This is a genomic window from Flavobacterium hibisci, from assembly GCF_020026925.1.
GTDB lineage: Bacteria > Bacteroidota > Bacteroidia > Flavobacteriales > Flavobacteriaceae > Flavobacterium > Flavobacterium hibisci.
In genome coordinates, this window is the sequence record NZ_JAIQDW010000029.1 from 24,497 (window position 1) to 37,116 (window position 12,620).

The 12,620-nt window shown below is 33.9% G+C and carries 12 protein-coding genes; 6 read left to right on the forward strand and 6 right to left on the reverse strand.

The genetic code is table 11. The features are described from left to right. The first annotated feature begins 110 nt into the window (after window positions 1–110). Window positions 111–536, forward strand: a complete 426-nt coding sequence (locus K8B81_RS19695) for an HIT family protein (RefSeq protein ID WP_223683256.1) — start codon at window positions 111–113, stop codon at window positions 534–536. A 98-nt stretch (window positions 537–634) separates the two neighbouring features. On the opposite strand, the gene K8B81_RS19700 is transcribed toward K8B81_RS19695, so the two are convergent. Next, complete coding sequence (locus K8B81_RS19700; protein WP_223683257.1) at window positions 635–2,407, reverse strand: MutS-related protein; 1,773 nt, start codon at window positions 2,405–2,407, stop codon at window positions 635–637. Between the two features lie 70 nt (window positions 2,408–2,477). Next, a complete protein-coding gene (locus K8B81_RS19705) occupies window positions 2,478–3,311 on the reverse strand; it encodes a universal stress protein (protein WP_223683258.1) in 834 nt (277 codons plus the stop codon). A 243-nt stretch (window positions 3,312–3,554) separates the two neighbouring features. Between K8B81_RS19705 and mnmE the strand changes: the two genes are divergently transcribed. Beyond that, the gene (gene mnmE, locus K8B81_RS19710) at window positions 3,555–4,955 is read left to right on the forward strand and encodes a tRNA uridine-5-carboxymethylaminomethyl(34) synthesis GTPase MnmE (protein WP_223683259.1); all 1,401 of its coding nucleotides are present in this window, start codon (window positions 3,555–3,557) and stop codon (window positions 4,953–4,955) included. A gap of 123 nt (window positions 4,956–5,078) precedes the next feature. On the opposite strand, the gene K8B81_RS19715 is transcribed toward mnmE, so the two are convergent. Further along, window positions 5,079–6,812, reverse strand: a complete 1,734-nt coding sequence (locus K8B81_RS19715; RefSeq protein WP_223683260.1) for an alpha-L-fucosidase — start codon at window positions 6,810–6,812, stop codon at window positions 5,079–5,081. Window positions 6,813–6,986: 174 nt separating this feature from the next. Beyond that, window positions 6,987–7,442, reverse strand: a complete 456-nt coding sequence (locus K8B81_RS19720) for a RagB/SusD family nutrient uptake outer membrane protein (protein WP_223683261.1) — start codon at window positions 7,440–7,442, stop codon at window positions 6,987–6,989. Window positions 7,443–8,223: 781 nt separating this feature from the next. On the opposite strand from K8B81_RS19720, the gene K8B81_RS19725 reads away from it, so the two are divergent. Genes K8B81_RS19725 through K8B81_RS19740 form a run of 4 tightly spaced genes read left to right on the forward strand, consistent with a single transcriptional unit; the run spans window position 8,224 to window position 11,027 of the window. Beyond that, window positions 8,224–8,664: a thioredoxin family protein gene (locus K8B81_RS19725; protein WP_223683262.1), complete on the forward strand. Its 441-nt coding sequence runs from the start codon at window positions 8,224–8,226 to the stop codon at window positions 8,662–8,664. Window position 8,665: 1 nt separating this feature from the next. Beyond that, window positions 8,666–9,598, forward strand: coding sequence for an FAD:protein FMN transferase (locus tag K8B81_RS19730; protein WP_223683263.1), 933 nt, complete (start codon window positions 8,666–8,668; stop codon window positions 9,596–9,598). Then, window positions 9,595–9,828 carry a DUF4266 domain-containing protein gene (locus tag K8B81_RS19735; RefSeq protein ID WP_025571095.1) on the forward strand — a complete coding sequence of 78 codons (234 nt, stop codon included), beginning with the start codon at window positions 9,595–9,597 and terminating at the stop codon, window positions 9,826–9,828. The genes K8B81_RS19730 and K8B81_RS19735 overlap by 4 nt, the downstream gene beginning before the upstream one ends. A gap of 17 nt (window positions 9,829–9,845) precedes the next feature. Further along, the gene (locus K8B81_RS19740; RefSeq protein WP_223683264.1) at window positions 9,846–11,027 is read left to right on the forward strand and encodes a DUF3570 domain-containing protein; all 1,182 of its coding nucleotides are present in this window, start codon (window positions 9,846–9,848) and stop codon (window positions 11,025–11,027) included. Window positions 11,028–11,208: 181 nt separating this feature from the next. Here the strand turns inward: K8B81_RS19740 and K8B81_RS19745 are convergent, their stop codons facing one another. Both K8B81_RS19745 and K8B81_RS19750 read right to left on the reverse strand, forming a co-directional pair. Next, window positions 11,209–11,574, reverse strand: coding sequence for a helix-turn-helix transcriptional regulator (locus K8B81_RS19745; protein ID WP_025571099.1), 366 nt, complete (start codon window positions 11,572–11,574; stop codon window positions 11,209–11,211). 108 nt (window positions 11,575–11,682) lie between these two features. Further along, window positions 11,683–12,291, reverse strand: coding sequence for a Crp/Fnr family transcriptional regulator (locus tag K8B81_RS19750; RefSeq protein WP_223683265.1), 609 nt, complete (start codon window positions 12,289–12,291; stop codon window positions 11,683–11,685). Window positions 12,292–12,620 lie beyond the last annotated feature (329 nt).

The window sequence follows — 12,620 nt, forward strand, 5'->3', positions numbered from 1 at the left end:
TTTTTCTGCCTCTTTCAATTTGAAAAGCAGAAAAAGTTTTTTCTTTTAAAATAAAAAGTATTTTTGCCCGCAAAACTAATTTATTTCAAACCATTATTAAAACATAGAATATGCCTAGTCCAGTTTCAGAATGCCTTTATTGTCAAAACAATGATACCTTACACCAATTAATGATAAAAATTGCAGATTTAAAAGTATCCCAGCTTTTTCTTTTTAAAGAACAATCATATTCAGGCCGCTTAAATGTAGTTTACAAAGACCATGCAGTTGAATTATATGAATTAAGCGATGAACAGCGCAATTTATTTATGGCAGATGTAGCTACAGTTGCAAAAGCTATCGCAAAAGTATTTAATCCTGATAAAATCAATTACGGTGCTTTTAGTGACACCTTATCTCACTTACACATACACATTGTTCCTAAATACAAAGATGGTTACGGATTTGGAAGTGTTTTTGAAATGAACCCTCAAAAAACCTATTTATCTGATGCAGAATATGAAGCTGTTATAGCAAAAATTAAAGCCAATTTGTAATCAGATTTAAAATAAAGCGTTTACTAAAAGCTTTTTCTGCCTCGGAAATTTGAAATGCAGAAAAAGCTTTTTGATTATAAAAACACTTGGTATTAATGCTAGATAACCCCCATCTTCTGCATTAAAAAGGTGGCACTTTTATTTTTACAGATTCCGCTTCGGAGTTTGTAATCAAAGTGCAAATCATTGTCTTTTATTTCGACTTCAAAACACTGATTGGTTAAAATATCCGGATATTCGTTTGTGGTCAGACAAACTTCGATATCGTGCGTTGCAATGGCACCAATGGCATTTTTAGCAATCACCTTTTTAACCACTTCGATAGTTCCGTTACGTTTGTCATCAGAGTTGGTTCCTCTTAAAATTTCATCCAATAGAACAAAAGCCGGTTTTTCTTCTAATGCATCCATAATTTGTTTCAAACGTTTGATTTCTGCAAAAAAGTAAGATTCACTATCGGCTAAGGAATCTGACAATCGCATTGAAACTAAAACTGGAAGTGGATGAATTTTAGCTTCTGAAGCACAGACAACTGATCCTATCCCTCCCAAAACCATATTCACGCCAAGACTTCTTAAAAAAGTACTTTTTCCGGACATATTTGAACCGGTTAAAATCATAAACGATTCAGGATAAAAATGCGTATCATTCCCTACCCTGCTCACCGGATTTAATAACGGATGACTCAGACTTTTGAACTCTATTTTATACTCCGAATTAATTTCCGGAAACACAAAATCAGGATTATTGTACGCCAGATTAGCAAGACTACTCAAAGATTCGAACTCACCAATTACATCAATCCATTTTTCAAGCTGATCTGCATAATCGTGTTTCCACTTCAAAAGTGCTCTTAACACATGAAGATTGAATAAAAAGCTTCCGTTAAAAAGAGTAGCAGTCACAAGATTGCTAATTGTATCCATACGGGAAAATAATTCTGAAAGCTGTTTTAAATGTGAACTGGCTGATGTATTTTTAAAGATTAGCTGGCTCTGTAAATCAATTAGTTTTTTAGACTGAAATTTTTCCTGTTCAATCTTCTCAACCAAAAGACCATATTGTTTGATGATTTTATCGATATTATCTGCTTTGGTGATTTCAGACTGAATACGTTTCGTCACTCTTCCTAAAACAATCAGATTCGCAATAAATATATAAGTTACATAGGAGAGCAGAATCGTTTTTGAAGTAATAAAATAAGCTGCCAGGAAACCTAAAAACAACGTTGGCAGAACAATTGACAATACATCCAAAACTTTAGGTAATGAATTATTTCTAAATGATTTCCAATGCATTAATGATTCATATAAATCTTTACTATCATGAGTAACAATTCCCAATGCATTGAATTCCTGACGCCAGTCTGTTTTTAAAACAAGCTCTTTTATCGCGTCCTGATTTTCAAGAATAACTTCATTGGAATTCAATTTCAGCAACTGATTTGCTAATGTTTTTTTACCTATAAAAGTTGCAGTTCTGTTCAAATTCTGAAATAAAGAATGTTCCCCAAATATATCCAGATCGTAGGCATAAGGATGATGAAAATCATTGAACTCAAAACCATTTTCAAAAGGAAGTTTTTCTCTTTTCAGGAAAGAAATTTCGTTTTTATTGATTTTTAAAAGTGCTGTTAAAAGCTTTTTCTGGAAAGATAAACGCGAATGAATGCGCATTAAAAAAATAAAACCAACAAAAAACAATAACGCACCGATTAAGTATATAATGTCATCTTTTTTGATGTAATAAAACATCAGAAATAAAAAACTAAAAATACTTAAAAGCCTTAAAAGGCTGATACTATTAAACTTTTTGTTGGTTTTGTTTAAAGATTCTGTATAATGGGAAACCCTGTTTTGATAATAGTCCATCTTTTCAATTTTACTGAACCACAAATATAGGTTTTACGACCTCAAAATTTGCTTTAATTCCAACCGAAAATTAGTCGTTATGCATTATCAAAACCGGAATAGAAACTTCTTTTGTTATTTTTTTACTAAAACTGGAAGTAAAAAGACTTTCAAAAAAAGATCTTTTATGTGTAATAGTTGTCAAAACGTCAACATCTTTATACAGCACAAAGTCAACTATGGTCTCTTTAACATCATCACTTGGCAATACTAAAAATTCTACATTTTCATTAGCAAACTCAACCTCCCATTCTTTAATGGTTTCGGGAGCCACATCAGATTCAGATGTTTTAACATACAGGCTTCTAACTTTAGCATTCGTTTTTTTAGCTATTTTCAGTACCTTTTTCAATTCTTTTTTATCTTTTTCGCGATAACGGGTAGTAAATCCAATCACTTTTATTTTCTTAAATTTAGCATCTATCGGCACACATAAAACCGGAACATCTACACCTGAAATGACTGAACTTGTATTGGAACCTGTAAAGAAGGTAGTCCAGTCAGAAATTCCGTTTGTACCCATAATAACAAAATCTGCTTTTTCCTCTTCTACAGCATTTTTTAAGTTATAAAGCAAATCACCATCCATCAAACGATGCTTGATAACAATCTCTTCTAAATTTCTTTCCATTGCAATAGTTTTCAGTTTAGGAATCTCATCCTTAAACATCTCAAAATTAGCCAGCTCTATAGAACTGTAGATAGCGGCATAATTTTCAGGAAAAAACTGGCTGTCATATACGGGAATTTCGAAGGTATGAAGCAGAACAAGTTCGGCATTGACGACTTTGGCAAACTCTAAAGCATGTACAAATGCATTTGTTGCTGCTTCAGAAAAATCGGTTGGGAATATTATCTTTTTCATCATTACATTTTTTTAGGTTATGTACATAAAGTTACTAAATCGTACTTAGAAGTTACCTGATAATTGTCAGTTTTACAAAAATTTTACCCTAATTGGTTATAAGAGAAAATCTAATAAATATTAAAGTGTCTATTTAAATAAAATATAAAAACTTCAATTCAATTAATACTTTATAAAATATAAAATATCAAATCCATAAGCCTTATAAAAACTTTGTACCTTTGCATCCTTGCAATTTACAACATGATACACCAAGATTCTATAGTCGCCCTTGCTACTCCATCCGGAGCTGGGGCTATTGCCATAATTCGTATTTCAGGTGCTGAAGCTATTTCTATTGGAAATTCAGTTTTTAAATCTGTAAAAAACAAAGATTTAACGAAGCAAAAAACACATACACTCCATTTAGGCCACATTGTCGATGATTCAAAAACGCTGGACGAAGTGCTCGTGTCTGTTTTTAAAGGGCCTAATTCATACACAGGTGAGGATACTATCGAAATATCATGCCATGGTTCAACCTATATTCAGCAGCAAATTATTCAGTTATTATTGAGAAAAGGTTGCCGAATGGCTGATGCGGGTGAGTTTACACTCAGAGCTTTCCTGAACGGAAAACTGGATTTATCGCAGGCAGAAGCTGTTGCCGATTTGATTTCGTCTGATAATGAAGCTTCACACCAAATTGCCATGCAGCAGATGCGTGGCGGTTTTAGTAATGAAATTTCAAAATTACGAGAAGAGCTTCTGAATTTTGCATCGTTGATTGAACTGGAATTGGATTTTGCCGAAGAAGATGTTGAGTTTGCTGACCGGACACAATTTAACGAATTATTAAACCGAATTGAATTTGTCTTAAAACGATTAATTGATTCATTTGCTGTTGGAAATGTCATTAAAAACGGAATTCCGGTTGCTATTGTTGGAGAACCAAACGTTGGTAAATCGACTTTATTGAATGCTTTACTAAACGAAGAGCGCGCAATTGTTTCTGATATTGCCGGAACAACCCGTGATACCATTGAAGATGAACTGGTGATTGGCGGAATCGCATTCAGATTTATCGATACTGCGGGAATTCGCGAAACAAAAGATGTTGTAGAAAGTATTGGAATCAAAAAAACATTCGAAAAAATCGATCAGGCGCAGGTTGTCATTTATTTGTTTGATGGCTTGAAATTCAAATCATCCAGTTTAGAGTTTATCAATGAAATTGAACAGATTAAAAACAAATATCCTTTAAAGCCTTTACTTATAGTTGTAAATAAAAAAGATATTTTATCCGAGGAGGATGCTTTAAACATTAGTGCCAAACTCGAAAACTTAAATGCGAAACTTTTATTACTATCTGCAAAAAACAAAATTGGTATTGACGAATTAAAGAATGAATTATTGTCTTTTGTAAACACAGGAGCATTACGTAATAACGAAACTATTATCACAAATACAAGACATTATGATTCTTTATTGAAAGCTTTGGATGAAATACAAAAAGTAAAATTTGGACTGGAAAGCAATCTTTCCAGCGACTTAATTGCACTGGATATAAAAGAAGCTTTGTACCAATTCGGGCTGATTACAGGTCAGGTCTCAAACGATGAATTGCTGGGAAATATTTTCGCCAACTTTTGCATCGGAAAATAGAAAGGCAAATATTACAAACTAAAAAAAACTCTGCACTGAAACTGCAGAGGTTTTTTTACAAGTACCTAAAGTTACTATTTTACTTCACTCAAAATGAAATTTAAACTTAACCAATTTTGATATTTATTGTATTTCAAAAGCTATTGCTGTGTTAAATGGCATATTTTGAGGACATGTAATTACTAAACCTTCATCACTTTGTGTCCATTTTAATTTGCCTTTATAGCCCAGCAACTTAACAGTCACAATTTTTTTCCCATAATTCTTCTCATTTTTAGCAAGGGACTTAATTTTTATTTGACTATTCGGAGCTGGTACATTCATGCAAAAAACATATAGTTTTTTGTTTTTACCTACTGTAAATCGGATATCCTGATTATTAAATTTGAATTCAGCCTGGTTTCGGCCTAATTTACCTCCTGGAAGCATTTTCAATTTCCCATTAACCATTTCTCCTTCAGCAGGAATTGCCCAGGCATGGCTTCCATAAACACCTTCTCCATTAATACGCATCCAGTTCCCTACTTCTTTCAGCATCTTTTGACTCTCTTCATTAATAGAACCGTCTGGCAATAAAGAAATGCATATTGCAGCATTTCCATCACGTGCAATGGCTTCAATTATGTAACGAATCATCATACCGGAATCATAGGTAAAATCCGGCGCATAAAACCAGTCTCCCACAGGAGCTTCGGCAATCCACGGCTGATCTTTTTTAATCTCTGCCGGAATACCAAATTCCTCTGTATTCACTGTACCATTAGTTTTGTGACGAAACTTAACTATACTAAAAGTATTTACTTTTCCGCGACGTTGTAAAGCTGTATTGTAAAAATCAGCCATAACGCTTTGCATTGCATTTGCTTTTATACCTGTTCCTGTTCCATCGCCGGTAAAGGGCCCCTGAACAGTTCCATCAGTATAAATAAAATCAGGATCGTAGTTTTTTACAACATCCATCATTCTTAAAGCCCAATTTGTCGTATACCATTTCGCATATTCCAAATGATTACTAAAAATTCCTGCCGGGGGCGGTGACCAATCTGTATGAGCATTTTGCTCTACACCTTTGTATTCTCTTAAATCGATACCATATAGCATTTTAGGATCATATCCTTCCCACCATTTTCCTTTCCCATCTGCAAGGGTAAGATGACCATCATAAGGAATTCCTTTTTTAGCCCCTTCTTTATCGCTTCCAAATGCTGTTTGCCACCACCACCATGTATATTCATGATGAAAAGTCACTCCATATCGCATTCCGGCTGCTTTACAGGCTTTTGCCCATTCCCCAATCAAATCTCTTTTTGGTCCAATATTTACTGAATTCCAAGGCTGGTACTTAGAATTCCATAAATCGTAATTATCATGATGTACACCCTGAATCATTAAAAAACGTGCACCCGCATCCTTATAAATTTTTGTAAGTTTTTCAGGATCCAGCTTTGTTGGATTCCAGTCACGCAAAACTTCTTTATATCCTGATTCCGAAGGATGACCATATTTTTTGATATGGTTTTGATACGCTACTTTATCTGTTTTATAAAGATTGCGTGCATACCAATCTCCACTTTCTCCGGCCGCTTGTGGTCCAAAATGAACCCATATTCCAAACTTGGCATTACGAAGCCAGTCAGGTTCACCAGGATAATTTTTCTCTATAGATTCCCAGGTAGGCTCAAAAGGTCCTTTTGTAATGGGCAAATCTAATTTTACTTCTGAAAATGTTTCTAAATCTCCCATCGGAACACTATTAACAGCCAATGGAGCTGGCACGGCAGGTATAGAATTTTTATCCTGAGCATGAATACTCAACTGAAATAAAGACAATACCGCGAATAAAATTTTTTTTCTCATTTTTATTTAATTTATTATTTGAATCATTTGAAACTGAATATTGAAAACTTAAACTTTTTATTGATAAATTATTACAATTTACATTTTTTTAAATTACATCTTTTATCTCAATTCAGTTTTTGACCTACCTAAAAAAATCATTTCCTGCCGTTTGTGACAGGAAATGAAACATAATTAATTAGGATATCCAGTATTTTGAGTCAATTTAGTATTAACATTTCTTTCTGCCTGAGGAATAGGCCATAATTCATTTACCCCTTTTGCAAAATTTCTTTTTTGATAAATCAAATAACCTTCTTCATCAACTTTAAAGGCAGTATAATTAGCCGGATCATTGGTTAACTTCATACCTGTAAACTGACGATTCAATTTTTCTGCAGCGATTCCCCATCTTAAGATATCATAATAGTGAAGTCCTTCAAAAGCAAACTCTACCTCACGTTCGACTCTAATTTTCTCTCTCAATTCAGTGGGATTAGTAGTTGTTATTGCCGGCATATTTACATCTGCTCTTGCTCTTATTTTGTTGATAGTTTCGTCTAACAAAGATTGATCTATAGCTTCGCCAGCTTCTAATTTAGACTCTAAATAACTCAGTAATACTGTCTTTTTTAAAAATTTTCTGGTCATAATTTGTTTGGTTTAAATAGTTATTAAGTCATTTCAAATAAAGCTTAATTATACATTTACGTTTTTATCATTTTAACAATACAATAAGTATCGAAAAACAAATAAATTTAGCAGTATAAAAAACATAAAATTATTGATGTATATTTTAAATTAAAATCACATATAGATATATAAAATTTTATTATTTATATTTTTTATACCATTTATTAAAAAAGAAGCAAAACAAATTTATAATCTACAGGGATTAAATGCATTATTCAAAAACGATTTTTTATTATATAAAAACGTTTTTATTAGATAATTTTTAACTTTTCAGGTTAATGATCTACTTAAGAAGTTTTATTTATGAATGGAAAAATTGCCTGAAAAATCATTTTATAATTTCACAGCCTTGAGTTTTAGGCTGAAGGTTAAAAAGAAATGCTTTTTTTCTAAGGATATTAGAGGCGAATCAATAATTTCCTCAAATTTAAAAAATTAAAAAATTAGTCTTACAAAAATTAAAAAATGGTTCTATATCAGTACTGCTTTTCAATACTTTTCTTAGCATTCTCCGGAATCCTGACAGCTAAAGCAGGCGGATAGCATACTTTAAAAGCTGTGTTGCGTATCTGCCTTTGGGGTACATTTGCAATGACTGCTTCAGCCCTTGTAGGGCATCTTTTTGGGGTTCAGAATATTTAAGTTTTACAGATTCAAAATTTAATCAAATCTTAAGTCTGATAAAAAACCAAAAAGACACATATTTCGTTAATTAGTATAATATAAACATGTCATCAAGATGAAACTAATTACAATGTTCCTTTTATTAGGTATTCTTCCCGGAACTATAAAATGGGAAGCTGATTTTGACACTGCTAAAAAGACAGCCAGAGAGCAGCACCGCCTTATCCTGCTTAATTTTTCGGGATCCGACTGGTGTGGCCCCTGTATCCTAACGCGCAGGGACTATCTCGAGAATCCAGGCTTTACAAAAATGGCCGATCAAAAGCTCGTACTGGTCAATGCTGATTTTCCGCGCAAAAAGAAAAATATCCCGTCTGCCGATCAGGTAAAAAGAAATGAGGCACTGGCCGAAATTTACAACAAAGAGGGCAGTTTCCCACTAACCCTTCTTCTGGACGCAAAAGGTAAGGTCATCAAAACCTGGCATGGAAAACCGGAAACCTCACCTGAGCAGTGGACAGCCGAAATAAAATCATTATGTGACAGCCAAAAATAAGATGGCAGCTGTACAGAAATATTCCCAGTCCCTGAAACTGATGGGAAATATGTTCACCATTACTGTTACAGCAGTTGATCAGGCTGCAGCTGACGAACATATTAATGCTGCTATTGAAGAGATTAAACGCATTGAAAAACTTCTTACCACGTATAAAGATAACAGTCAGACCAATCAGATTAATACTGCTGCCGGTATTCATCCTGTAAAAGTTGAGCCGGAAGTTTTTAATCTAATCGAAAGGTCACTTGGCATCTCCGGCATCACCCAGGGAGCCTTTGATATTTCATACGGAAGCATCGATAAGACCCTTTGGAATTTTGACCGTACCATGACCTCACTTCCGGATAGTGAAACAGCGTTAAAGATGGTACACCTGATTGACTACAGAAATATAATTCTGGATAAAGAAAATACGACTGTATTTTTAAAAGAAAAAGGGATGCGTATCGGCTTTGGAGGAATCGGAAAAGGTTATGCAGCCGAAATGGCAAAACAGATCCTGCTGAAACGCGATGTAAAGAGCGGAATTATTAATGCCAGCGGTGATTTATGTGCATGGGGGCTACAGCCCGACGGTAGCAGATGGACTATTGGAGTAGCTGATCCGGACACTCCAAATGCTGCTTTTTCTTATATGGAAATATCCAATAAAGCGGTAGCCACATCCGGAAATTATGAAAAATTTGTAACCATTAACGGCAAAAAATATTCGCACACCATAGATCCCAAAACAGGCCTTCCGATAACAGGAATAAAAAGCGTCACTATTATCGCATCGAATGCTGAATTTGCAGATGCCATGGCTACTCCGATAGCAGTTATGGGAATTAAAGCCGGTTTATTTTTAATCGATCAGATTCCGGATTTGCATTGTATAATAATAGATGACAATAATAAAATTTACACATCTAAAAACATTCGCCTAAAATGAAAAATCAAAAGCAGCAAAATCTCGTACTCTTGTGCAGTATTGCTTTAGCAGGCATTCTCACATCATCATGTACTTCTGTAAAAGAATATCAGAAGGGAAAAATCAATGATTCTGAAATGGTACTTGCCAACAGGAAAGTTGAAAAAACAGAACTTAGTTTTCAATCCTACCGCGAGGGAGCTTCCGGGGCAAATGCAGGCAAAAGCGGCGGAGGTTGTGGTTGTAACTAATTTGATAGCATAAACAGATGAAAAGAATATTCATTACAGGATTTGCATTATTGGCTTTATTCCAATTAAGAGCGCAAAATATACCTTCTGATTCAACGGCTTACAAAAGCAAAAAATTAAAACTTGAAGAGGTTAATCTGGTATCTAGTTATTACAAACAGGATGGAAATAATTCAGCTGTAGGCGGAGGAATCGGATCACAACATTTAACTGATATAGCGAATACTATTGATGTTAAACTGATTAAATACGGCGAAACCGGAATCAAACACACCTTCGATATTGAAGCAGGAATAGATCATTATACCTCTGCTTCTTCAGACATGATTGACCTTAGTGCTAACTCTTCTGCTTCTTCTTCAGACAATCGCTTCTACCCTTCCTTAAGCTATCTTAGGGAGAATGAAGAAAAAGGAAGGACTTTTGGAATAGGCGTTTCATCCTCAACTGAATTCGATTATCAGTCATTTGGAGGAAACATCAGCTTCTCACAAAAGACAAAAAATAAGAATGGTGAATTTACTGCTAAATTCCAAACGTTTATTGACCAGTTAAAACTTATTGAACCCCTTGAGCTTCGTACATCAGGTGAAAATTATGGAAGCGCAAACAGAAACACTTTTGCAGGGACACTAAGTTATTCCCAAATCATCAACCAAAGGCTTCAGGTTATGCTGGTAGGGGATATTATCAGTCAGAGCGGCTACTTAAGTCTTCCTTTCCACAGGGTTTATTTTGCTGATAATTCAGTGCATCAGGAAAAAATGCCTGATACCAGACTTAAAATTCCGTTGGGAATAAGAGCCAGTTATTTTTTAGGCGATAATATTATTATACGAGCCTACTACAGGTATTATACTGATGACTGGAATTTAAAAGCCCATACGGCTGATCTTGAAATACCGGTAAAGCTGACCCAGTCATTTTCGCTTAGTCCTTTTTACAGATATTATACACAAAGTGCCGCAAAGTATTTCAAACCATACGGAGCTCATACTGATGCTGATAACTTCTACACCAGCAACTATGACCTTTCTAAGTTTGATAGCAGTTTTTTTGGAATGGGGATGAAATTTACTCCGCCTGATGGTATTTTCGGCTTAAAACGCTGGAATACCCTTGAAATCCGATACGGACATTACGATAGGTCCAACAATTTGACTTCTGATATTATAAGCCTTAATATTAAATATAAATAATATGCTTAAAGCTGTAAATTAAAATACACTTTGGTACTTTTATATACTAAATCCGGATGTTCTGAGAAGAGAATATCCGGATTTTTAATACTTACATCTCAACACAAAATTAGAGTTCAATAGCTTAATTTAATTTTGAAACAAATAATTTTCAAGTTTTATTTATCCAGTAATCCTCAATTTACAAATTTGCAGTATACCTTTTGAGTTCCCACTCTGTTTTCTCCAGCAGACGCTCCAAAAGCATTATTTTATCTTTATAAAGCTGCTCTACAAAATGATTGGAACAATGTCTAGTCTCAATCCCACATTCATTCGCTTTCTTTCCAGTCGAAGATAAATCATTTTTAAACTGTAGTATATCCTCAATGGTAATTTCAAAAACAGTAGCAATTTCTTGTAATTTCAAAAGTGTTATTTCTGTTTTTCCTTTTTCTATTTTACTGTACGCGGCCTGGCTAATATTAAGCCTTTCAGCCATATACTCCTGCGTATAATTCTTTAATTCCCTAATATTTTTAATATTTTCTTTTATGCCGGCTGTCATTACGTTTTCATTATAAAATTAAGTATCGAAATAATACGGTATTTTTTGCTTTTGCTAAGCAAATAAAGAAACAATCAACTATCAAAACAATAACAAATGTTATTACTTTTATGTTGTATCATTCATATATTTTAAACGGCTCAAATGAACAGGGGTAATATTAAGATAAGATGCAATACAGTGCTGAGGCACACGCTGATGTATTTTTGGAAATCGTTTATCCATGTCTCTGTAACGTACGAGTGGAGCGTTTACATATATTGCTTTGATTTTGTCATTGACCAAAAAAAAGTATTCTTCGGTGATCCGTCTTCCCAATTTTTCCCCATGCTGTAATTCACGATAAATATTTTGAAGCATTTCAAACGATATTACCAGTACATCGGTATCTTCCATAGCCTGAATTGAAAAACTGGAAGGAATCCCTTTCAAAAAACTCTCATAATCAGTACCAAAAGTATTCTCTAAACAAAAATGAAATGTTTTCTCCTCATCCTTGTCATCTATAAAATAAATACGAAGCAGTCCTTTTGCAACAAAATAAATTTTGGAACATATTTCACCTTCCTTTAAGAGTATATCTTTTTTTTTATAAACTTCGTAGCTTAGCATACTAAGGCAATATTCCAATTCCGAGTCTGAAACATCAATATACTCTGTAATAAGCTGATAAAGTGCGAATATCCCGTTGTTTTCTAACCCCGAATCTTCTTCCATATATTAGTGTGATACTTTACTATTTTTAAACAAAAATACGCATCAGTATATTGCGAAGTTATAGTAAAACTTTCAAATGTTTTGAATTTACTCTGCTTAAAACAATTATTTACGGTTGCCTTGAATGCAGTATTAGAGCTGCAAATCAGAAGTAAAATAAATTTGAAAAACAATTATTCCTCTAATACAGGAAAATCATCATAAAAAAAAGAGGCTGTCTCAAAAGGACAGCTTCTTTTCGTTTATAAAAAATTAAGATAGCTATAAAAAATTAATTCGGTTTTCGGAATTCGGCTTTAAAGATGATTTTCCTTTTTTTGACTGATTTT